Here is a 21,938-nt window from a genome sequence, read left to right on the forward strand (position 1 = left end):
CGTTGTCTTGTCGGTTTCGACAAACAGACGGAAAAATGGGAGCAAAACGCGGCGCGGAGGGTGCGCGGAGGATCAGCAGGGGCGCTTGCGCAGCTCCATCACATAGTCGTGCGGAGCCCCCGCCGACTCCGCCGCGTCGGCGATCTCGCCCAGGTAGCGCGCCGACGGCAGCCCGCCCTCGTACGCGTTGAGGACGTACGCCCAGGCCGGCTCCTCACCGTCCAGGGTGTGCACGCGCACGCGTACCCGACGGTAGATGTCGAGGCCCACGCCCTCCCACCGGTCGAGCGACTCCTCGTCCATGGGTGCGATGTCGTACAGGCCCACGAAGACCGAGGCCAACGGGTCCTCGACGATCGTCGCCAGCGCGCCCTCCCAGCCCAGCTGCTCGCCGCCGAAGGTCAGCCGCCAGCCGTTCAGCCAGCCGGTGGCGCGCAGCGGGGAGTGCGGGGCGCGGCGGGACATCAGACGCGCGTCGAGGTTGCCGGCGTACGCGGCATAGAGCGACATGGGGAGAGGGTACGGCAGGCGCACCGCGCGCCCCTGGTGTCCCGGGAGCGACCCGGTGGCGCCCCCGGGCAGTAGCACCTTGAAGCGTGCGGGACAATGGGGTACGTGACTCGGATCGTGATCATCGGTGGCGGACCCGGCGGATACGAAGCGGCGCTGGTGGCCGCTCAGCTCGGGGCGGAGGTGACCGTCGTCGACTGCGACGGTCTGGGCGGGGCGTCGGTGCTGACCGACTGCGTGCCGTCGAAGACCCTTATCGCTACGGCCGAGGTCATGACGACCTTCGATTCGTCGTACGAAGAGCTCGGCATCATCGTCGCCGACGACACCCCGCCGCTGGAGCAGGCGGCCCGGGTGGTCGGCGTGGACCTCGGGAAGGTCAACCGCCGGGTGAAGCGGCTGGCCCTCGCCCAGTCCCACGACATCACCGCCTCCGTCACCCGTGCCGGTGCCCGGGTCATGCGCGGGCGCGGCCGGCTGGACGGGATGCAGGCGCTGGACGGGTCCCGGAAGGTCGTCGTCACCGCCGCCGACGGCACCGAGGAGACCCTCACCGCCGACGCCGTCCTCATCGCCACCGGCGGTCATCCGCGCGAGCTGCCCGACGCCCGGCCCGACGGCGAGCGCATCCTCAACTGGACCCAGGTCTACGACCTCACCGAGCTGCCGGAAGAGCTGATCGTGGTCGGGTCGGGTGTGACCGGTGCCGAGTTCGCCGGCGCGTACCAGGCCCTGGGCTCGAAGGTCACGCTCGTGTCGTCCCGCGACCGCGTGCTGCCGGGTGAGGACCCGGACGCCGCCGCCGTCCTGGAGGACGTCTTCCGGCGCCGTGGCATGAACGTCATGGCCCGTTCCCGCGCGCAGTCCGCCAAGCGCGTCGGCGACCGGGTCGAGGTGACGCTGGCCGACGGCCGGGTCATCAGCGGCACGCACTGCCTGATGGCCGTCGGCGCCATCCCGAACAGCGCGGGCCTCGGCCTGGAGGAGGCCGGCGTCAAGCTGCGCGAGTCGGGTCACATCTGGACGGACAAGGTGTCCCGGACGACCGCTCCCGGCGTCTACGCGGCCGGTGACGTGACCGGAGTCTTCGCTCTCGCGTCCGTCGCCGCCATGCAGGGACGTATCGCCATGTACCACTTCCTGGGCGACGCGGTGGCCCCGCTGAACCTGAAGACGGTGTCGTCCAACGTCTTCACCGACCCCGAGATCGCCACCGTCGGCTACAGCCAGGCGGACGTGGACGCGGGCAAGATCGACGCGCGGGTCGTCAAGCTCCCGCTGCTGCGCAACCCGCGCGCCAAGATGCAGGGCATCCGGGACGGCTTCGTGAAGATCTTCTGCCGGCCGGGCACCGGGATCGTCGTGGGCGGTGTGGTGGTGGCGCCGCGCGCCTCGGAACTGATCCACCCCATCTCGATCGCCGTCGACAACAATCTGACGGTCGAACAGATCGCGAACGCGTTCACGGTGTACCCCTCCCTTTCGGGGTCGATCGCGGAGGTCGCCCGGCAGCTGCACACCCGCAAGGCGAGCGCGGAGGCCTGACGGCCCCCGCCGACTCCCCCCAGGTCAGGGGGTGTTGTGGCGTGTGCGGTCGGCATAGTCGGGGCGAGCGGGTGCTATACCACTTCCCGCCCTGCCATGCGAACAACTTCTGCTATTCGGCGCAAACTGCTGAAAGCAGACGGTCGCTGGGGTTACTGTCAGTTTCGTGTTCGCTGCTGAACGTCGCCAATTGATCCTAGAAATGGTGCGAGCGAACGGTGCCGTGTCGCTCCGTGAGCTCGCCCGCGTCGTCCAGACCTCCGAAGTGACCGTACGGCGGGACGTGCGGGCACTGGAGGCAGAAGGACTCCTCGACCGCCGGCACGGCGGTGCGGTACTGCCGGGCGGGTTCACGCGAGAGTCCGGCTTTCCGCAGAAATCCCATCTCGCGACCGCCGAGAAGACGGCCATCGCCGACCTCGCCGCGAGCCTCGTCGAAGAAGGCGAGGCGATCGTGGTCGGGGCCGGTACGACCACGCAGGAGCTGGCCCGCCGGCTCGCGCGCGTGCCGGGCCTGACGGTCGTCACCAACTCCCTCCTGGTGGCCCAGGCGTTGGCCCACGCCAACCGGGTGGAGGTCGTGATGACCGGAGGCACCCTGCGCGGCTCCAACTACGCCCTCGTCGGCTCCGGCGCGGAACAGTCCCTCCAGGGCCTGCGCGTGTCGAAGGCATTCCTCTCCGGAAGCGGTCTGACGGCCGAGCGCGGCCTGTCCACCTCCAACATGCTCTCGGCATCCGTCGACCGGGCCCTCGTCCAGGCCGCCGCGGAGGTCGTGGTCCTCGCCGACCACACCAAGCTCGGCACGGACACCATGTTCCAGACCGTGCCGACGGACCTCATCACCCGGCTCGTCACCGACGAGCCCCCGCCCCACGACGACCGCGCCGCCACGGAGTTGCAGGCGCTCGCGGACCAGGGCGTGCAGATCGCCGTGGCCGGGGCGAGTGGGAACCCGGGGGGTGAACAGGTCCCGGCGACTCGCCGCGCCCCACTGCCGGGGCCGCGCAGGGGGCACGTGGCGCTCCGCTCGGGGGCGGGGCTGGGGGAGTCGGCCGCGGCCGAGCGGGGGCGCGTCGCCGATCTGCGCAGGCGCTGAGGACGCCCGGACGTCCGTGCGGGGCACGGGGCACGGGGCGTCGGGGGGCCGCGGTCCGCGGTGGTCGTTCGCGCCCACGCGGCGGCAGCTCATCGCGAAGGGTCCCGCGCCCCTTCAGGCCCGCCGTCCTCGGGTCGGCCGGGCCGGGCCCGGCAGGGGGCGAAGGCCGTGACGGCCGCCGGGGCGTACCGGCGGCGGGAGATCCGGGTCACCAGCCGCCCCATGGTGCGCTCCTCCGCCAAGCCGCCCGGCAGGACCAGGCCGAGTGTCTCGGCGAGCGGCCTGCGGCCGAGGTGGACCAGGGCGCTCTCGTTCTGCTGGCGGGTCCACTCCGGTGCGGCGCTGGTCAACTCGTTCCACAGAACCTGGGCGTCCGGACGGTAGGGGTCGTGGCCGGCCGGCGTCGGCGCTGGTGACGGTGGAGACGAGGTCCACGCGGCCCGCTCGGGGTCCGGGGAAGCGGTCGGCCCCCGGTGCGTACCGGGGGCCGAGTCAGTCTTGCGATGCCGGACTTCAGTCCTTGATCTCGCAGATGGCCGCGCCCGAGGTGATGGACGCGCCGACCTCGGCGGTCAGGCCCTTGATGGTGCCCGCCTTGTGGGCGTTCAGGGGCTGCTCCATCTTCATGGCCTCCAGGACGACGACCAGGTCGCCCTCCTTGACCTCCTGGCCCTCCTCGACGGCGATCTTCACGATCGTGCCCTGCATCGGCGAGGCGAGGGTGTCGCCGGAGGCGACCGGGCCGGACTTCTTCGCCGCGCGGCGCTTCGGCTTGGCGCCGGCCGCGAGACCCGTGCGGGCCAGGCTCATGCCCAGCGACGACGGAAGCGAGACCTCCAGGCGCTTGCCGCCGACCTCGACGACGACCGTCTCGCGGCCCAGCTCCTCCTCCGCCTCGACGTCGGCGGGCGCGGCGAAGGGCTTGATCTCGTTGACGAACTCGGTCTCGATCCAGCGGGTGTGGACCGTGAAGGGGTCCTGGGAGCCGGTCAGCTCGGGGGCGAACGCCGGGTCCCGCACGACCACGCGGTGGAAGGGGATCGCCGTCGCCATGCCCTCGACCTGGAACTCGTCCAGGGCGCGGGCGGCCCGCTCCAGGGCCTCCTTGCGGGTACGGCCGGTCACGACCAGCTTGGCGAGCAGCGAGTCCCAGGCCGGGCCGATGACCGAACCGGCCTCCACGCCCGCGTCCAGCCGGACGCCGGGGCCGGACGGCGGGTCGAACCGGGTGACCGTGCCGGGGGCCGGGAGGAAGTTACGGCCCGGGTCCTCGCCGTTGATGCGGAACTCGAACGAGTGACCGCGCAGCACCGGGTCGCCGTAACCGAGCTCCTCGCCGTCGGCGATGCGGAACATCTCGCGGACCAGGTCGATGCCGGCGACCTCCTCGGTCACCGGGTGCTCCACCTGGAGTCGGGTGTTCACCTCCAGGAAGGAGATGGTGCCGTCCTGGCCGACCAGGAACTCACAGGTGCCGGCGCCCTCGTAGCCGGCCTCCTTCAGGATGGCCTTCGAGGCGCGGTACAGCTCGGCGACCTGCTCCTCGGACAGGAACGGCGCCGGGGCCTCCTCGACCAGCTTCTGGTGGCGGCGCTGGAGGGAGCAGTCACGGGTGGAGACCACGACCACGTTGCCGTGCTTGTCGGCCAGGCACTGGGTCTCCACGTGGCGCGGACGGTCCAGGTAGCGCTCGACGAAGCACTCGCCGCGGCCGAAGGCGGCGACCGCCTCGCGCACCGCGGACTCGTACAGCTCGGGGACCTCTTCGAGGGTGCGGGCCACCTTCAGACCGCGGCCACCGCCACCGAAGGCGGCCTTGATGGCGATCGGCAGGCCGTGCTCCTTGGCGAAGGCCACGACCTCGTCGGCGCCCGAGACCGGGTCCGGGGTACCCGCGACCAGCGGCGCGCCGGCGCGCTGGGCGATGTGCCGGGCGGCGACCTTGTCACCCAGGTCGCGGATCGCCTGCGGCGGCGGGCCGATCCAGATCAGGCCGGCGTCCAGGACGGCCTGCGCGAACTCGGCGTTCTCCGAGAGGAAGCCGTACCCCGGATGGACGGCGTCCGCGCCGGACTCACGCGCCGCGTTCAAGATCTTCTCGATGACCAGGTAGCTGGTGGCCGGGGTGTCACCGCCCAGAGCGAACGCCTCATCCGCGGCGCGGACATGCAGAGCGTCCCGGTCCGGGTCGGCGTAGACGGCCACGCTCGCGATCCCGGCGTCCCGGCAGGCCCGGGCCACGCGGACAGCGATTTCGCCACGGTTGGCGATGAGCACCTTGCGCACGATTGAGGCTCCCTCCTTGAAACAAGCCGAGTTTAGGGACTGCCGACACGGCACTTCGACCCGTCCCCTGTGGTGAGCTTGCCCACACGGAGCGTGATGCGAGGCGCGCTCGACCCGCGAAAGCCCATGTCGCACCTCGGTACGCAGGACTCCTGCGGAAAACCCTAGCCCTGTCATGTGGCCAAGGTCTCTGTGAAGGCGTGCTGCGGCCCACTCGGATTCTTTGTCGAGTCCCTACGAATGGCCCAATGATTCTTTGCTGCCGCCCGAACCCTTGTCCCTGGGTTTACCCGTTAGTAGCGTTCGCGCTGTCTCGAACGTACCTGGGGTAACAGGCTGCTGGTGTGAGAGGGGGTGGGATTCGGTGGTGCGCAGACCGGTGGCGGGGGTCGTGGCGGTCGTCCTCCTGGCGGAGGCCGTCTTCATCGCCGCGCTGAACTGGTTCCTCGGAGTGGTCGTCGACCGGCAGGACATGTCCCTGGCCGGTCTCGACCCGGACGTCATGTCGATGTCCTCGAAGATCGGCGGAGTGGTCTTCGGCCTCTACTTCGCGCTGTGCGCGCTGGTGGCCGCGCTGGTCGCGGTACGCGACCGCGCCCCGGCGGGTCTCGGCCGCGTCCTGCTGATCAGCGCGGCCGTGGTGCACGGCCTGCTCGGCGCGTTCGCCTGGGGCCTGGTCGGCTGGACGGCGTTCCTGTTCATGGTGGTCGTGCTCGGGCTGATCGTGCTGCTCCTGATGACGTACGACCGTGCGGGCGGCCCGGAGAGCGCGGCACCCGGCGGCACGCCCGGGGAGGGCGCCGGACCGGCGGCGCGGGCGGAGCCGGGCGCGGCCCCCGCCGGCGCGGGCGCGCCGGTGAGCCGTACGGACGAGCCGCAGGACGGGGACGACGAGCCGCAGGACTCGGTCCCCGCCCGGATCATCGCTCCGGTGCCCACAACTCCGTGATGCTCACGCCCAGTTCGGCGAGGAGCTTGCGGAGCAGGGGCAGGCTGATGCCGATCACGTTGCCGTGGTCGCCGTCGATGCCCTCGATGAACGGCGCCGAACGGCCGTCCAGGGTGAACGCGCCGGCGACGTGCAGCGGCTCCCCGGAGGCCACGTAGGCGGCGATCTCCTCGTCGCTGGGCTCGCCGAACCGGACGACGGTGGACGCGGTCGCCGACACGTACCGCTTGGCCTCCGTGTCCCAGACGCAGTGCCCCGTCTGGAGCACTCCGGCCCGCCCGCGCATGTTCTTCCAGCGGGCGGTGGCCTCCTCGGCGTCGGCCGGCTTGCCGAGCGCCTGCCCGTCCAGCTCCAGCACCGAGTCACAGCCGATCACCAGGGCGCCCTGCACCTCCGGCCGCGCCGCCACGACGCTCGCCTTGGCCTCGGCGAGGGCGAGGGCCAGCTCCGCCGGGGTGGGGGCGGTGACGGCGTCCTCGTCGACGCCGCTCACGATCACCTCGGGGGCGAGGCCGGCCTGCCGGAGCAGGGCCAGCCGGGCGGGGGACTGGGAGGCGAGCACGAGTCGCCTGCGTCGTGTGGCAGTCATGCGGTCAGGTTAGTCAGGGAGCGCCGCGCGGCTCACCTCAGGCCACTGACGACCATGAACAGCACCATGGCCAGGGCCACGAGAAGACCGAGCCGCCGAAGCATGTCCTGCGCGTCGCGCAGGTCCTTCGGCGGTTCGTCTTCCGGGTCTGACCACAGCACTCCACCAGCGTGCGGCTTCGCCCGGGGAGGGCGCCTGAGTACTGCTACTCAAGTTGGCGCCCGGTGTGGTTCCCGGAACCCCTCAGCTCGGCCAGTAGGTGCGGGTCCAGGACGTCGGTCCCGGCCGGGGGACGCGGTGGGCCGCGATCCTCGACGGGTCGGACCACGCGTCGCTCGGGGGCTCCGCGCCGGACGGCGTCGCCGCTGCCGCCGCGGCGCGGGCGCGGACCACCGCCAGGGCGGCGGCCAGCTCCTCCGGGGTCGGGTTGCCTCGTACGACCTTGATGTTCATGACCGCTCCCAGGGTCGGCAGGGCTTGGCGGGGGACCTAGAGGGGGATGTTGCCGTGCTTCTTCGGAGGCAGGGATTCCCGCTTGGTGCGCAGTTGACGCAGCCCGCGGACGATGTGCGCGCGGGTGTCGGACGGCATGATCACCGCGTCGACGTAGCCGCGCTCGGCCGCGACGTAGGGGTTGAGGAGGGTGTCCTCGTACTCCTGGATCAGCCGCGCGCGCACGGCCTCGACGTCCTCACCGCTCGCCTCCGCCTCCGCGATCGTGCGGCGGTGCAGGATGTTGACCGCGCCCTGGGCGCCCATGACGGCGATCTGGGCGGTGGGCCAGGCCAGGTTGAGGTCGGCGCCCAGGTGCTTGGAGCCCATGACGTCGTAGGCGCCGCCGAAGGCCTTGCGGGTGATGACGGTGATCAGCGGGACGGTGGCCTCGGCGTAGGCGTAGATCAGCTTGGCGCCGCGCCGGATGATGCCGTCGTGCTCCTGGTCGACGCCCGGCAGGAAGCCCGGCACGTCCACGAAGGTCAGCACCGGGATGTTGAAGGCGTCGCAGGTCCGTACGAAACGGGCGGCCTTCTCGCTCGCCGTGATGTCGAGGCAGCCGGCGAACTGCATCGGCTGGTTGGCGACGACGCCGACCGGGTGGCCCTCGACCCGCCCGAACCCGGTGAGGATGTTCGGCGCGAACAGGGCCTGCGTCTCGAAGAACTCGCCGTCGTCCAGGACGTGCTCGATCACCGTGTGCATGTCGTACGGCTGGTTGGCGCTGTCCGGTACGACGGTGTCCAGCTCGCGGTCCTCGTCGCTGGGGGAGAGGTCCGCCTCCTCCGGGAAGACCGGGGGCTCGGAGAGGTTGTTGGACGGCAGGTACGACAGCAGCTGCTTGACGTACTCGATGGCGTCCTTCTCGTCCCCGGCCATGTGGTGGGCCACACCGGAGGCGGTGTTGTGGGTGCGGGCGCCGCCCAGCTCCTCGAAGCCGACGTCCTCGCCGGTGACGGTCTTGATGACGTCCGGGCCGGTGATGAACATGTGCGAGGTCTGGTCGACCATGACCGTGAAGTCGGTGATGGCCGGGGAGTAGACCGCGCCGCCCGCGCAGGGCCCGACGACGAGAGAGATCTGCGGGATGACACCGCTGGCGTGGGTGTTGCGCCGGAAGATCTCGCCGTACGCCCCCAGGGAGGCGACCCCCTCCTGGATGCGGGCGCCGCCGGAGTCGTTGATCCCGATGACCGGGCAGCCGGTCTTCAGAGCGAAGTCCATGACCTTGACGATCTTCTGGCCGTAGACCTCGCCGAGGGCGCCGCCGAAGACGGTGAAGTCCTGGGAGAAGACCGCGACCGGGCGGCCGTCGACCGTGCCGTAGCCGGTGACGACGCCGTCCCCGTACGGACGGTTCCTCTCCAGCCCGAAGTTGGTCGACCGGTGCCGGGCGAACTCGTCCAGCTCGACGAACGACCCCTCGTCGAGCAGCAGTTCGATCCGCTCACGCGCCGTCAGCTTGCCCTTGGCGTGCTGCTTCTCGACGGCGCGCTCCGAGCCGGCGTGCGTCGCCTCGTGGATACGGCGCTGGAGATCCGCGAGCTTCCCCGCGGTCGTGTGGATGTCGATCTCTTGGATCTCGTGACGCTCTTCCGGCTCGGACATCGGGATGCGGCTCCCTGCCTGCTCAAAAGGGGGGACGGTTACTCATCCGTAGAGTAGTGGCGGGCCTACGGATCGGCAGTGCGTCGTTTACCACACCTAGGGTGGCTTGCATGACGCCGCAGAATCCATCAGACGACAGCCGCTGGTCCGACCTGGACCGTCCGCCCCTGAACGCCGTGGCGCTCCGGCGCGGGCTGGTCCGGGAGGGGAGCCTGTACTCCGGGATCGAGGTGGTGCAGCGGACCGGCTCCACCAACTCCGACCTGGCCGCGCGGGCCGCCGCCGGGGAGGCCGACGAGGGCGCGGTCCTGGTGGCGGAGGAGCAGACGGCGGGCCGGGGCCGGCTGGACCGTCGCTGGACGGCTCCGCCGCGCTCCGGCCTGTTCTTCTCCGTCCTGCTCAAGCCCGCCGAGGTGCCGGTGGCCCGCTGGGGGTGGCTGCCGCTGCTGACCGGTGTGGCGGTGGCGACCGGGCTGTCCCGGGCGGCGGGCGTCGACACGGCCCTCAAGTGGCCGAACGACCTGCTGGTGAGCGTGGGCGGGGAGGAGCGCAAGGCCGGGGGCATCCTCGCCGAGCGGGCCGGCGACGACGGCGTCGTCATCGGCGTCGGCATCAACGTCACCCTCAGGGCGGACGAACTGCCGGTCCCGCAGGCCGGCTCCCTGGCCCTGGCCGGGGCGCCGGGCACGGACCGGGATCCGCTGCTGCGGGCGGTGCTGCGGTCGCTGGAGGACTGGTACGGGCGCTGGCGGGCCGCGGGGGGCGATCCCTCTGCGAGCCGGCTCCAGGAGACGTACACCGCGGGCTGCGCGACCCTCGGGCGGGTGGTGCGGGCGGAACTGCCGGGCGACCGCTCGGTGGTGGGGGAGGCCGTGGCGCTGGACGGCGACGGGCGGCTGATCATCGCCACGGAGAGCGGGGTGCAGGAGCCGGTGGGGGCGGGGGACATCGTCCACCTGCGGCCGGCGTAGAGCGCCCCGAAGGGGTGCGGGGAACCGCGCGACCAGCCACGATGGACTCGCGGCCGGGCTTGGCGACCCCGTACGGCCGGACGACGCCGGTTCACTTGACCGGTGCCGGGAACGCGGGCCGCCGGCCCAACCCGACGGAGTGAGCTGGCGCACACCTGCCGTAGAGTTGAGGCCGGTCGATACCTGACCGCGGCAGATCGGAAGGGCAGCAGGCGTGACCGTCGACGACACGGGCTCCGGCGCTGGCGGGGACGGCCGGGTGGACCCCCACGCCCCCGAGACCGGCGATGACCCGCTGGCCCTGCGTCTCGAACAGCTCATCCTGGGCGCCGAGCGCCGCTACACCCCGTTCCAGGCCGCGCGCAGCGCCGGCGTCTCCATGGAGCTGGCGTCCCGGTTCTGGCGGGCGATGGGCTTCGCGGACATCGGCCAGGCCAAGGCCCTCACCGAGGCCGACGTCCTGGCCCTGCGCCGCCTCGCCGGTCTGGTGGAGGCGGGACTGCTGAGCGAGGCCATGGCGGTGCAGGTGGCCCGGTCCACCGGGCAGACCACCGCCCGGTTGGCGGAATGGCAGATCGACTCCTTCCTGGAGGGCCTGACCGAGCCCCCGGAACCGGGGATGACCCGCACCGAGGTGACGTACCCGATCGTCGAACTGCTCCTGCCCGAGCTGGAGGAGTTCCTCGTCTACGTCTGGCGGCGCCAGCTCGCCGCGTCGGCCGGCCGGGTCGTGCAGACCGCCGACGACGAGGAGATGGTCGACCGTCGGCTCGCCGTCGGCTTCGCCGACCTCGTCGGCTTCACCCGGCTCACCCGCCGCATGGAGGAGGAGGAGCTGGGCGAGCTGGTCGAGGCGTTCGAGACGACCGCGGCCGACCTGGTGGCGGCGCGCGGCGGTCGGCTCATCAAGACCCTCGGCGACGAGGTGCTGTACGCGGCGGACGACGCCGGTGTGGCCGCGGACATCGCGCTGCGGCTGGTGGAGACGCTGGCGAACGACGAGACGATGCCCGAGCTGCGGGTCGGCATGGCGTTCGGCACGGTGACCACCCGCATGGGCGATGTGTTCGGTACGACGGTGAACCTGGCCTCCCGGCTGACCTCGATAGCCCCGCGCGACGCCGTCCTCGTGGACAGCGCGTTCGCCGAGGAGCTGATCCGCAGCGGCGAGGCGCCCGCCTCGGAGGCGGAGGCAGCGGAGGCCGCGGCGGCGGCCGAGAAGGAGGGCGAGGACCCGCCGGTGTACCGCTTCGCGCTCCAGCCGATGTGGCAGCGCCCGGTGCGCGGCCTCGGTGTGGTCGAGCCGTGGCTGCTCACCCGCCGCGACGGCCAGCCGTAGCCGCCGGCCGCCAGGGCCTGTCGCCGAGGACGTCCACGCACAGTCCGATCACCGGCACGCACACCCCGCCCGGACGGGGCCCCGGCTCCGCCGGGCCGTGGCTCGGGGCCTGAGTCGGTGTGGGGGTCGCCGGGGCCGGGCGCGGGGCGGACGCCGTCGGCGCGGGCGGCCGGGACGTGCCGCTCGGCGGGCCCGGGGTCCGGCTCGGCCGGGCGGTCGGTACGGCGGTGTCGCCGGGCGCTGTCGTGGCCGTGCCCGCGCCCGGTGCCGTACGGAACGGGGAGCCGGTGGGCGTCGACGTGAGGCTCCTGCCGCCCATGGCGGAGGTCGCCGACGGCAGTGCGGTCGGGGCGGCGGCGATGGTGGCCGCGGCGTCGGCGGAGCGGTCCGCGGACCCGCCGCCCGCGCCGAGCCGGGGCTCGGCCTCCGCCGTGCCCGGCACGCCGACTCGCGCGTCCGGGGCGGCCCGGACCAGGCTGAGCACACCCGCGGCCAGTGCGAGGCCGCCGGCCGCGAGCAGCACCTTGCGCGGCCGGGGCTTGCGATGCCGGCCGCGCCGTACTCCCGGCGTACGCTCCGGCGCGCCGTCCCGCTCCGCGCCGGAGGGTGCAGGTATCGGTGTCATGGGTCCCGCACGCTATGCGCTCGTGTGGGCGGTGTGCGGGGAGAAGGCCGGGATGTCACTCGAACGGGTGTAGCCCCCTGGACTTCACGGGAGGGGGCCCGGCTGCGATGATCGGACCGACGGCAGTTAACCCGCGTTAACCGGAGGGTGTCATGGGCGAGGAGCGGTTCGGGGAGTTCGTGCTGGTGCGGCGGCACGGGCACGTCGCGGAGCTGGTGCTGGACCGGCCCAAGGCGATGAACGCGGTCTCCACGGAGATGGCCCGTTCCCTCGCGGGCGCGTGCGCCGCGCTCTCCGCCGACCGGGACGCCCGGGTGGTCGTCCTGACCTCGTCGCACGAGCGGGCGTTCTGCGTGGGGGCGGACCTGAAGGAGCGGAACTCCTTCACGGACGCCGACCTGGTACGGCAGCGGCCGGTGGCGCGCGGGGCGTACACCGGGGTGCTGGAGCTGCCGATGCCGACGATCGCGGCGGTGCACGGCTTCGCGCTGGGCGGCGGGTTCGAGCTGGCGCTGTCCTGCGACCTGATCGTGGCGGACCGTACGGCCGTGGTGGGGCTGCCGGAGGTGTCCGTGGGTGTGATCCCGGGCGGTGGCGGCACCCAGCTGCTGCCCCGGCGGGTCGGCGCGGCCCGCGCGGCGGAGCTGGTCTTCTCGGCGCGGCGCGTGGAGGCGGCGGAGGCGGCCGAGCTGGGGCTGGTGGACCGGCTGGTGGAGCCCGGCCGGGACCGCGAGGAGGCACTGGCGCTGGCCGAGCGGATCGCCGGGAACTCGCCGGTGGGGCTGCGGGCGGCGAAGCGGGCGCTGCGCCTGGGGCACGGGCTGGACCTGCGGGCCGGGCTGGAGGTGGAGGACGCGGCCTGGCGCTCGGTGGCCTTCTCGGGCGACCGGGCGGAGGGCGTGGCGGCGTTCAACGAGAAGCGCAAGCCGGAGTGGCCGGGGGAGTGAGGCGCTCCGCGCTGTGGCTGGGCGGTCCGAGGCGCTGAGGGCGGAGCGATGCCCGCAGGCCGCGGCGGCCGGCAGCGCCCCGAAGGGGCGCGGGGAACTGCGCGACCGGCCACGGCGCACCCGCACCCGGCAATGGTCCGGGGGCCCCGAGCCGCACGCCGCGAGCCCCACGCACCCGCACTCGGCAATGGCCGGAGGGTCGGCGCCCTGAAGGGGCGCGGGGAACTGCGCGACCAGCCACGGCGCACCCGCACCCGGCAATGGTCCCGGGGCCCCGAGCCGCATGCCGCGAGCCCCACGCACCCGTACCCTGCGACGGCCCGGGACCTGAGCCGCATGCCGCAAGCCAGAGCGCACCCGCACCCGCCAACGGCCCGGGACCCGAGCCGCCACCCGCACCCCGCGAGCCCCCCACCCGCCCCCCGGCGGAGCGCACGGCTCGCCACCTGATCGCCGCACCCACACCCCCAAACCACCCATTCCTCCCTAACCTGGAGTAATGGGTGAGGACAAGCGGCTGACCGCAGTCGTGGCGCTGGCGCAGGGCATGGCGGCGGCGCACACCCCGCGGGAGTGCTGGCAGGCCGCCGCCCTCGGCGCCTGCCACGCGCTGGACGGCAGCTTCGCCGCGCTGTCGGTGTGGGAACGCGAACTCGGCCGGCTCCGGGTCCTCGTGAACGTGGGCGACCGCGCCCCGGACGAAGAGGAGTTCCCGGAGGCCGAGACCTACCCGGTGCACCAGTTCCCGGAGATCACCGAGTTCCTGCACGAGCGGTGGGCCGGCGGCGGCGGTCCCAACGCCTGGGTGGAGACGGCCGAGGGCACGGCGAAGGGCACCCCCGGCTACTTCCACCAGCGCGTCGCCGCCCTGCGCCGCCGCGGTCGCGGCTGCTGCGTGGTCGCGCCCGTCGTCCTGCACGGCCGGGCCTGGGGTGAGCTGTATGTGGCGCGGCCGGTCGGCGAGCCCCTCTTCGCGCGGGCCGACGCCGACTTCGCGACCGTCCTCGCCGCCGTCGTCGCCGCGGGCATCGCACAGACCGAGCGGCTGGAGGAGGCCCGCCGGCTCGCGTACACCGACGCCCTCACCGGGCTGGCCAACCGCCGTGCCGTGGACGTACGCCTGGAGGAGGCCGTGGAGCGGCACCGGGCGGAGGGCGTGGTCGTCAGCCTGGTCGTCTGCGACCTCAACGGGCTCAAGCGGGTCAACGACACCCTCGGGCACGCCGTCGGCGACCGTCTGCTCGAACGCTTCGGCTCGGTGCTGTCGCTGTGCGGTGCGATGGTGCCGGGCGCGCTGGCCGCACGCCTCGGCGGGGACGAGTTCTGTCTGCTCGCGGTCGGGCCGCCCGCCGACGACGTGGTGAAGGCGGCCGACGAACTGTGCCGGCGGGCCGGTGCGCTGGAGCCGGGGGAGGGCGTCGCCTGCGGGGTCGCCTCGACCGAGGACGCGATCGGGGAGGTGCGGGACGCCCGCCGGCTGTTCCGGCTCGCGGACGCCGCCCAGTACCGGGCGAAGGCGCTGCGCCTGGACCGGCCGGTGGTGGCCGGCCGGGAGGGACCGGACGATCCGGTCGTGCGGCTGGCCGACGCGCCACCGCCCTCGCGGGCCGAGCGGCGCCGGTTCCGTGGACGCCGGCCGTGAGGCGAAGCCCACACCGCGCGGTAAGGGGCGCTCCCGGTCCCCACTAGTGACACCAGGGCATTCAATGCGTACGCTCCTGAATATGGATATGCACACTGTGGTGGTGGGAACGTCCGGGGTCACCGCGTCCGACGTTCTCGCCGTGGCGCGCGGCGGTGCCCGCATCGAGCTGTCGGCGGAGGCGGTGGCGGCCCTCGCGGCGGCCCGGGAGATCGTGGACGCCCTCGCGGCCAAGCCCGACCCGGTCTACGGCGTCTCCACCGGCTTCGGCGCCCTGGCGACCCGGCACATCAGCCAGGAACTGCGCGCCCAGCTACAGCGCAACATCGTCCGCTCGCACGCCGCCGGCATGGGGCCCAGGGTGGAGCGCGAGGTCGTACGGGCCCTGATGTTCCTGCGGCTGAAGACCGTCTGCTCCGGGCACACCGGTGTGCGGCCCGAGGTCGCGCAGACCATGGCCGACGTGCTGAACGCCGGGATCACCCCGGTCGTGCACGAGTACGGCTCCCTCGGCTGCTCCGGCGACCTGGCCCCGCTGTCCCACTGCGCCCTCACCCTCATGGGAGAAGGGGAGGCGGAGGGCCCCGACGGCACCGTGCGACCCGCCGGCGAGCTGCTCGCCGAGCACGGGATCGCCCCGGTCGAGCTGCGCGAGAAGGAGGGCCTCGCCCTCCTCAACGGCACCGACGGCATGCTCGGCATGCTGGTCATGGCCCTCGCCGACCTCGACACCCTCTACAAGTCCGCCGACGTCACCGCCGCCCTCACCCTGGAGGCGCTGCTCGGCACCGACAAGGTGCTCGCGCCCGAACTGCACGCCATCCGGCCCCATCCGGGCCAGGGCGCCTCCGCCGCCAACATGCTCGCCGTGCTCAAGGGCTCCCAGCTCACCGGCCACCACCAGGACGACGCGCCCCGCGTCCAGGACGCCTACTCGGTGCGCTGCGCCCCGCAGGTCGCCGGCGCCGGCCGCGACACCCTCGCGCACGCCCGCCTGGTCGCCGAGCGCGAGCTGGCCTCCGCCGTGGACAACCCCGTCGTGCTGCCCGACGGGCGCGTGGAGTCCAACGGCAACTTCCACGGCGCTCCCGTGGCCTACGTCCTGGACTTCCTCGCCATCGCCGCCGCCGACCTCGGCTCCATCGCCGAGCGCCGCACCGACCGGCTGCTGGACAAGAACCGCAGCCACGGCCTGCCGCCGTTCCTCGCCGACGACGCCGGCGTGGACTCCGGTCTGATGATCGCCCAGTACACGCAGGCCGCGCTGGTCAGCGAGCTCAAGCGGCTCGCCGTACCGGCCTCCGCGGACTCGATCCCGTCCTCCGCCATGCAGGAGGACCACGTCTCCATGGGCTGGTCGGCCGCGCGCAAGCTGCGCACCGCCGTGGACAACCTCACCCGGGTCATCGCCATCGAGCTGTACGCGGCCACCCGCGCCATCGAGCTGCGCGAGGGCCTCACCCCGGCGCCCGCCTCCCAGGCGGTCATCGAGGCCGTCCGGGGCGCGGGGGTGCAGGGCCCCGGTCCGGACCGGTTCCTGGCGCCCGACCTGGCCGCCGCCGACGCCTTCGTGCGCGCCGGCGATCTCGTGGCGGCCGTGGAGAAGGTCACCGGCCCGCTCCGGTGAACGCGCGGGGCCCCGGCAGCTGCCGGGGCCCCGACACACTACGGAAGAAACGTCACTTCAGCTTGGCGGCCTGCGCCTTCACCACCGGAGCGGAGACCGTGTAGGCCTTCTTGCTCATCATCGCCCCGATGTTGATCGTGGTGTACGTGGCGAGGGTGTTCCCGTGCCGCACGACCTCGGCGTGCAGCGGCAGGGCGCCGTCCTTGCCCGCGTCGTTGGTCGCGGTGAAGGCCACCGACGCGTCACCCGTGCCCGAGGACTTCTCCTCGGCGACCTTGGTGAACTTGCCCTTCTCGCCGTCCTGTTCGCCGGAGAAGCCGTCCGCGCAGGCCGTGACCCCGTCGGAGACCGACTTCAGGGCCTGCTCGGCGCCGTCGCCGTCGTACGAGGCCAGGGTGACCACGGTGACGTCCAGGTCCATGGACTTGTTGATCGCGTCCTCGAACTTGCCGTCGGCCAGGTCGTCCAGGGACGTGGCGTCGTCCGTGGGGTCCTTCTTCTTGTCCTCCGTGGCCATGCGGCTGGTGTCCGCCGCCGGTTCACCGGGCGCGATGCCGGTGAACGCCTGGAGCACCGGCCGGCACTTGGCGTCGTCGGACGTGACCTTGCCGCGGTCGGGGATGCCGCCCTCGACGGGGCCCACCTCGTACCCGGGCACCTCGCCCTTGGCGATGATCAGCTTCTTCAGTTCGGCGGCGCTCAGCGCTTTGGCGGCCGGCTTCGCCGCGTCCGGGCCCTTGGCGTCCCCGGAGTCCTTCGACCCCTCGTCGCCACAGCCCGTGAGGAGGGCGAGCGACAGCGCGCTCACAGCTGCGGTGGCGCACAGCCGCACGCCCGATGATCTCTTCATGGGCGAACTATGTGCGGGCTGTCAAAGTTTCGTCAAGGACGATTAAAACCCCAGGCGCTCCCGGCGCACCGCATACACGACGAATCCGGCACCCACGGCGAGGAAGAGGCTGCCGCCGACGACGTACGGCGTGGTGTCGAAGCTGCCCGTGTCGGCCAGCTCGGTCTCCTCCGCCGCCGCCCGGTCCGCGCCCTCGGCGGTCGCCACCGTCACCGCTCTGGCCTGTGTGACCTGCGACGGCGCGGACGTCCGCGCCGTCTGTGGCGCCGGGGCGTCCTGCGAGGCGTTCGCGGACGGGACGAACCACAGGGCGCACAGCAGGGTGCCCGCGGCGGTGGCGGTCAGCAGCGGACGGCGAGCGGATGACACGGAATATCGATCCCCTTGTGACGCTGGCGAATTGGCCGTGTGGGGCGATGTTAGTGAAAGGCGCGGGTCACAGGAAAGTCACGGGAGGTTTCGGCCGTACGCTCCCGCCATGAGCACAGAAGAGACATCACGTTTTGTGCGGCTTCGCGTGGAGCTGGTGCTGGAAGTACAGGACGACGACGAGGTGGCCAAGGCCGCGCTGCGCCGGATCGCCGGGGATCCGGAGCTCCCGGAGGGGGAGCGGGCCCAGGCCGAGGCCGCTGTGACGGAAGACACCGCGGAGGCCCTCGCGTATCTCGTGGACCCGTTCGACCTGGTCAGCGAGGTGCCCGGAGTGGAACTCCAGCAGGCGTCCTGGTCCAGCGAGCGGGTCGACTACGACCCCGATTCGCCGGACTGGGACCTGGACGAGGATGATGGGGCGGACGACGAGGAAGAGGACGGCATCGGCTGAGCGTCACGGGGCACCCAGGACCCCGGACGGCAACCGCCGTCCGGGGTTTCGTCGTCCCGGGGGACGCACGGACCGACTCCCGCACCACCGGCACCGCCGCGGACGCGACCGTGTTCCGCGGACGTGGGATGCCCCACAGGACCATGGGCTGGGGAACGGGACGGGCCGGCCGTAGCGTTGACGGTTCTTGGCGGGGACTCTCTGGGTTATCGCGACTCGGCAACGATGGAGACGTTTGTGATGACGGACAGTATGCGGCGCAGGGGCCTGACGGCCGCGTCCGCTCTGCTCGGTGGTGTGCTGGTGCTGACGGCGTGTTCGGGCGGTGGCGCCGACGCCTCCGGTGGCAAGGACACCTCGCAGGCCAAGGTCGACGAGGCGGCGGCCAAGAAGTCGTCGGAGGCGCAGATCACGATCACGCCCAAGGACGGCTCCAACAACGCGTCGATCAACAACTCCGCGGCCGTCACCGTGCGCAAGGGCACGCTCACCACCGTCACGATGACCAGCCAGGACGGCAAGACCGTCGACGGCCGGCTGTCCGCCGACAAGACGAGCTGGAAGCCCAGCGTCCAGCTGGAGCGCTCCACCACCTACAGGCTCGCCGCGGAGGCCAAGGACTCCGATGGCCGCATAGCCCACGAGAACGCGTCCTTCACCACGGTCTCCCCGGCCAACAGCTTCATCGGCACCTTCACCCCGGACAACGGCGCCACGGTCGGTGTCGGCATGCCGGTGTCGATCAACTTCGACAAGGCGATCACCAACAAGGCGGCCGTGCAGAAGGGCATCACGGTCAGCTCCACCAGCGGCCAGGAGATCGCCTGCCACTGGTTCAACGCCAACCGCATGGACTGCCGCCCGGAGGAGTACTGGAAGGAAGGCTCCACCGTCACGCTGAAGCTCGCGCTCGACGGCGTCCAGGGCGCCAGCGGCGTCTACGGCGTCCAGCAGAAGACGGTCACCTTCCACATCGGCCGCAACCAGGTCTCGTACGTCGACGCGCAGACCAAGCAGATGAAGATCACGCAGGACGGCAAGGTCGTCAAGACCATACCCATCTCCGCCGGCTCGCCCGAGAACAAGACGTACGAGGGCCAGATGGTGGTCTCCGAGAAGTTCAAGGAGACCCGGATGAACGGCGCGACGGTCGGCTTCACCGACGACGACGGCAAGGGCGAGTACGACATCAAGGACGTGCCGCACGCCATGCGCCTGACCAACTCCGGCACCTTCATCCACGGCAACTACTGGGGCGCCCCCTCGGTGTTCGGCAACGTGAACACCAGCCACGGCTGCGTCGGCCTCCAGGACAAGAAGGGTGCCAACGACCCCAGCACGCCGGCGGCCTGGTTCTACAACCACACGCTGATCGGTGACGTCGTGGTCGTCCAGAACACCGGCGACAAGACCGTCTCGCCGGACAACGGCCTCAACGGCTGGAACATGGACTGGGCGCAGTGGAAGGCCGGCTCGGCCGTCTGACGCCCCCTCACCCGCCGTGCCGGTGCCGCCCCCAGGGGCGGCACCGGCTTTTTCACGGGCGCCCACCCGGCGGTCCCGAGGCCGGCCGAAGCCTTCTCATGCTTCTCTTATGTCGGCCTTATGGTGCCATCACGGTCCGTCCCTAGCTTGCGGCCATGTTCTTCACCTACCTGAGGCGCGAACTGCGCCGCCGCAGAAAGGCGGCCCTCGTCGTCGCCTCCGGCCTCGCGCTGGGCATCGCGCTGGTCATCGTGGTCGACTCCGTGTCCAACGGCATGGGGAAGGCCCAGGACAAGGTGCTCCAGTCGCTGTACGGGCTGGGAACCGACATGACGGTGACCAAGGCGGCGTCGGCGTCCACCGGTGACGCCCAGCGGCCCCGCTTCCGGTTCGACGCGCAGAACAACGGCGACGACTCCACCCAGAGCAGCGACCGCGTCATGGTGCAGGGCTTCCAGACCCTGTCGGCCTCCACGGTGGCCAAGGTGGGCTCGCAGTCCGGCGTCTCCGACGCGGTCGGCGGGCTGAGCCTCCAGGTCCTCAAGGTCAGCGGCCAGTTCACGCGGGGCCGGTTCCAGCAGAACGAGAGCGGCGGCGGCTTCCAGCGGGGCGGCGGGACCGGCGGGCCGCAGGGCGAGGTGAAGGGCGGCGGCGCCGACTTCGACGTCAACAACTACTCCGTGTACGGCACCGACGTCACCAAGCCCGGCCTCGGCCCGCTGACCTCCTCGAAGATCACCAGCGGCCGTACGTTCAAGGCGACGGAGACCGACGCCAAGGTCGTCGTGGCGGACTCCGCCTACGCCAAGGAGAAGAAGTACAAGGCCGGTTCCACCGTCACCATCAAGGGCGTCACGTTCACGGTGATCGGGATCGCCACCGCCGACAGCGGTGACTCGGCCGCCGACCTGTACATCCCGCTGAAGCAGGCCCAGACCCTCGGCGACGCCAAGGACAAGGTCACCACGATCTACGTCAAGGCGGCCGACTCGAAGAAGATCGACAGCGTCAAGTCGGCGATCCAGAGACACGTCTCGGGTACGACGGTCACCACCTCCGCCGACCTCGCGGACACCGTCTCCGGCTCCCTGTCCACGGCCTCCTCCCTCGCCGCCGACGTCGGCACGTGGCTGTCCCTCGCGGTGCTGGTGGCCGCGTTCCTGGTCGCCGGCCTGCTCACCTCCTCGGCGGTCTCCCGGCGCGTCCGCGAGTTCGGCACGCTGAAGGCGCTGGGCTGGCGCTCGGGCCGGGTGACCCGGCAGGTGGTCGGCGAGGCCATGGTCAACGGCCTGGTCGGCGGCGCCCTCGGCATCGCCCTCGGCCTGGCGGGCGCGTACGTCGTCACCGCCATCAGCCCCGGCCTCCAGGCCCAGGTGGGCGGCGGCACGGGTGGCGGCGGCGGCTTCCCGGGCGGCCCCGGCCGGCGGACGGCGAAGACCCTGGAGGTGGCCCTCACGGCCCCGGTGAGCGTGACGACGATCGTCCTGGCGGTGGGCCTCGCGGTGGCGGGCGGCCTGATCGCGGGCGCGTTCGGCGGCTGGCGGGCGTCCAGGCTGCGCCCGGCGGACGCGCTCAGGCGGGTGGAGTAGGCCGGCTTCCCGGCGGGCCGGCCGGTCCGGCCGAGGGGCGCGGGGAACCGCGCGCCCAGCCCCCGCGGACCGACGGCCCCAGCACGAGCGCGCACCCACCCCGCAACGGATCCCGGAGTCCCCATGTACGAACTGAACAACGTCACCAAGCGCTACACCCGGGGCAAGGACACCGTCCACGCCCTCGACGGAATCGACCTCACCATCCCCGACGGAGACAGGCTCGTCATCCAGGGCCCCACCGGCGGCGGGAAGTCCACGCTCCTGCAGATGCTCGGCGGCCTGGACCGCCCCACCTCCGGCGAAGTCGTCCTGGACGGCACCGACCTGGCCAGGCTGAGCGAGGCCCGGCTGACCAGGGTCCGCAGCGAGAGCATCGGCTTCGTCTTCCAGTCCTTCAACCTCATCCCGACCCTCACCGCCCAGGAGAACGTGGAAACCGCCCTCGTCCCCCTCGGCATCAAGGTGAGGGAACGCCGTGAACTCGCCGCGGAGGCGCTTCGGTCCGTCGGCCTGGGCGAGCGCCTCGGCCATCTCCCCGGCGAGATGTCCGGAGGGCAGCAGCAGCGCGTCGCCATCGCGCGGGCCCTCGTGAAGAAACCCAAGGTGCTGCTCGCCGACGAGCCGACCGGCAACCTGGACGAGGGAACGCGGGACGAGATCATGGACGTACTCGAACGCCTGTGGAAGGAGCACGGGTTGACCTTCATCATGGTCACCCACGACTCCACGCTGGCGAAGAAGGCTCCGCGCCTGGCCACGCTGCGCAAGGGGAAGATCACCGTGCAGGAGAACGCGGCCACCTGACGGCACGTAACACAGGCCGGTCGCGGCGCACTTCGCGGTTGTGTAACGGTGTCCCGGACGCCGCGTAACAGTTTCCTGGCGCGCTTTCTCACCGTCCTCTCATCTATTGAGCCCACTGATCACCCCCCGGCATACTTCGTGGTCCGGGGGGT

22 protein-coding genes are annotated in these 21,938 nt (G+C 72.2%); 12 read left to right on the plus strand and 10 right to left on the minus strand.

Annotated elements, in window-relative coordinates; genetic code table 11:
* Window positions 1–72: 72 nt before the first annotated feature.
* Entirely contained in the window at window positions 73–510 is a 438-nt protein-coding gene (locus IE273_RS27245; protein WP_189817815.1) for a gamma-glutamylcyclotransferase family protein, read from the minus strand.
* Window positions 511–606: 96 nt separating this feature from the next.
* Here IE273_RS27245 and IE273_RS27250 point away from each other — a divergent pair, with 96 nt between their 5' ends.
* Together IE273_RS27250 and IE273_RS27255 are read left to right on the plus strand one after the other, a co-directional pair.
* Window positions 607–2,055 carry an NAD(P)H-quinone dehydrogenase gene (locus IE273_RS27250; protein WP_014674594.1) on the plus strand — a complete coding sequence of 483 codons (1,449 nt, stop codon included), beginning with the start codon at window positions 607–609 and terminating at the stop codon, window positions 2,053–2,055.
* A 166-nt stretch (window positions 2,056–2,221) separates the two neighbouring features.
* On the plus strand, window positions 2,222–3,154 hold the full coding sequence (locus IE273_RS27255; RefSeq protein WP_079088076.1) for a DeoR/GlpR family DNA-binding transcription regulator: 933 nt from the start codon (window positions 2,222–2,224) through the stop codon (window positions 3,152–3,154).
* A gap of 89 nt (window positions 3,155–3,243) precedes the next feature.
* On the opposite strand, the gene IE273_RS27260 is transcribed toward IE273_RS27255, so the two are convergent.
* Together IE273_RS27260 and IE273_RS27265 are read right to left on the minus strand one after the other, a co-directional pair.
* Window positions 3,244–3,504, minus strand: coding sequence for a hypothetical protein (locus tag IE273_RS27260; RefSeq protein WP_189817816.1), 261 nt, complete (start codon window positions 3,502–3,504; stop codon window positions 3,244–3,246).
* Between the two features lie 163 nt (window positions 3,505–3,667).
* Window positions 3,668–5,440 (minus strand): acetyl/propionyl/methylcrotonyl-CoA carboxylase subunit alpha, encoded by a 1,773-nt coding sequence (locus tag IE273_RS27265; protein ID WP_189817817.1) that lies wholly within the window; start codon window positions 5,438–5,440, stop codon window positions 3,668–3,670.
* Between the two features lie 364 nt (window positions 5,441–5,804).
* On the opposite strand from IE273_RS27265, the gene IE273_RS27270 reads away from it, so the two are divergent.
* The gene (locus IE273_RS27270; RefSeq protein ID WP_229887597.1) at window positions 5,805–6,389 is read left to right on the plus strand and encodes a hypothetical protein; all 585 of its coding nucleotides are present in this window, start codon (window positions 5,805–5,807) and stop codon (window positions 6,387–6,389) included.
* Here the strand turns inward: IE273_RS27270 and IE273_RS27275 are convergent.
* The 4 genes from IE273_RS27275 to IE273_RS27285 form a co-directional block, all read right to left on the minus strand.
* The gene (locus IE273_RS27275) at window positions 6,361–6,978 is read right to left on the minus strand and encodes a Maf family protein (RefSeq protein WP_189817818.1); all 618 of its coding nucleotides are present in this window, start codon (window positions 6,976–6,978) and stop codon (window positions 6,361–6,363) included. The genes IE273_RS27270 and IE273_RS27275 overlap by 29 nt on opposite strands.
* 32 nt (window positions 6,979–7,010) lie before the next feature.
* The gene (gene mmpB, locus IE273_RS44750) at window positions 7,011–7,139 is read right to left on the minus strand and encodes a morphogenic membrane protein MmpB (RefSeq protein ID WP_268252802.1); all 129 of its coding nucleotides are present in this window, start codon (window positions 7,137–7,139) and stop codon (window positions 7,011–7,013) included.
* Window positions 7,140–7,221: 82 nt separating this feature from the next.
* The gene (locus IE273_RS27280; RefSeq protein WP_189817819.1) at window positions 7,222–7,431 is read right to left on the minus strand and encodes an acyl-CoA carboxylase epsilon subunit; all 210 of its coding nucleotides are present in this window, start codon (window positions 7,429–7,431) and stop codon (window positions 7,222–7,224) included.
* A 36-nt stretch (window positions 7,432–7,467) separates the two neighbouring features.
* On the minus strand, window positions 7,468–9,081 hold the full coding sequence (locus IE273_RS27285; protein WP_189817820.1) for an acyl-CoA carboxylase subunit beta: 1,614 nt from the start codon (window positions 9,079–9,081) through the stop codon (window positions 7,468–7,470).
* A 110-nt stretch (window positions 9,082–9,191) separates the two neighbouring features.
* Here IE273_RS27285 and IE273_RS27290 point away from each other — a divergent pair, with 110 nt between their 5' ends.
* Both IE273_RS27290 and IE273_RS27295 read left to right on the plus strand, forming a co-directional pair.
* A complete protein-coding gene (locus tag IE273_RS27290) occupies window positions 9,192–10,052 on the plus strand; it encodes a biotin--[acetyl-CoA-carboxylase] ligase (protein WP_189817821.1) in 861 nt (286 codons plus the stop codon).
* 214 nt (window positions 10,053–10,266) lie between these two features.
* Window positions 10,267–11,391, plus strand: a complete 1,125-nt coding sequence (locus tag IE273_RS27295; protein ID WP_014674603.1) for an adenylate/guanylate cyclase domain-containing protein — start codon at window positions 10,267–10,269, stop codon at window positions 11,389–11,391.
* Here IE273_RS27295 and IE273_RS27300 read toward each other — a convergent pair.
* On the minus strand, window positions 11,366–12,016 hold the full coding sequence (locus tag IE273_RS27300) for a hypothetical protein (protein ID WP_229887599.1): 651 nt from the start codon (window positions 12,014–12,016) through the stop codon (window positions 11,366–11,368). The genes IE273_RS27295 and IE273_RS27300 overlap by 26 nt on opposite strands.
* A 152-nt stretch (window positions 12,017–12,168) precedes the next feature.
* Here IE273_RS27300 and IE273_RS27305 point away from each other — a divergent pair, with 152 nt between their 5' ends.
* From IE273_RS27305 to hutH, 3 genes are all read left to right on the plus strand, one after another.
* Entirely contained in the window at window positions 12,169–12,963 is a 795-nt protein-coding gene (locus IE273_RS27305; protein ID WP_189817822.1) for an enoyl-CoA hydratase/isomerase family protein, read from the plus strand.
* A 499-nt stretch (window positions 12,964–13,462) separates the two neighbouring features.
* Complete coding sequence (locus IE273_RS27310) at window positions 13,463–14,605, plus strand: GGDEF domain-containing protein (protein WP_189817823.1); 1,143 nt, start codon at window positions 13,463–13,465, stop codon at window positions 14,603–14,605.
* A gap of 88 nt (window positions 14,606–14,693) precedes the next feature.
* Window positions 14,694–16,232 (plus strand): histidine ammonia-lyase, encoded by a 1,539-nt coding sequence (hutH, locus tag IE273_RS27315; RefSeq protein WP_189817893.1) that lies wholly within the window; start codon window positions 14,694–14,696, stop codon window positions 16,230–16,232.
* Window positions 16,233–16,284: 52 nt separating this feature from the next.
* Here hutH and IE273_RS27320 read toward each other — a convergent pair whose 3' ends face one another.
* The gene (locus IE273_RS27320; RefSeq protein WP_229887601.1) at window positions 16,285–17,082 is read right to left on the minus strand and encodes a hypothetical protein; all 798 of its coding nucleotides are present in this window, start codon (window positions 17,080–17,082) and stop codon (window positions 16,285–16,287) included.
* Window positions 17,083–17,124: 42 nt separating this feature from the next.
* Complete coding sequence (locus tag IE273_RS27325) at window positions 17,125–17,451, minus strand: LAETG motif-containing sortase-dependent surface protein (protein ID WP_189817824.1); 327 nt, start codon at window positions 17,449–17,451, stop codon at window positions 17,125–17,127.
* A gap of 109 nt (window positions 17,452–17,560) precedes the next feature.
* On the opposite strand from IE273_RS27325, the gene IE273_RS27330 reads away from it, so the two are divergent.
* The 4 genes from IE273_RS27330 to IE273_RS27345 all read left to right on the plus strand — a co-directional run bounded on the left by IE273_RS27330 (window position 17,561) and on the right by IE273_RS27345 (window position 21,786).
* Window positions 17,561–17,905, plus strand: a complete 345-nt coding sequence (locus tag IE273_RS27330; protein ID WP_189817825.1) for a hypothetical protein — start codon at window positions 17,561–17,563, stop codon at window positions 17,903–17,905.
* A gap of 240 nt (window positions 17,906–18,145) precedes the next feature.
* Window positions 18,146–19,390, plus strand: coding sequence for a L,D-transpeptidase (locus tag IE273_RS27335; protein ID WP_189817826.1), 1,245 nt, complete (start codon window positions 18,146–18,148; stop codon window positions 19,388–19,390).
* 155 nt (window positions 19,391–19,545) lie between these two features.
* Window positions 19,546–20,979, plus strand: coding sequence for an ABC transporter permease (locus IE273_RS27340; protein ID WP_189817827.1), 1,434 nt, complete (start codon window positions 19,546–19,548; stop codon window positions 20,977–20,979).
* A gap of 123 nt (window positions 20,980–21,102) precedes the next feature.
* Window positions 21,103–21,786 carry an ABC transporter ATP-binding protein gene (locus tag IE273_RS27345; protein WP_189817828.1) on the plus strand — a complete coding sequence of 228 codons (684 nt, stop codon included), beginning with the start codon at window positions 21,103–21,105 and terminating at the stop codon, window positions 21,784–21,786.
* Window positions 21,787–21,938: the final 152 nt, after the last annotated feature.

The sequence above is a fragment of the Streptomyces olivaceoviridis genome (assembly GCF_014650115.1).
GTDB classification, from domain to species: Bacteria; Actinomycetota; Actinomycetes; order Streptomycetales; family Streptomycetaceae; genus Streptomyces; species Streptomyces olivaceoviridis.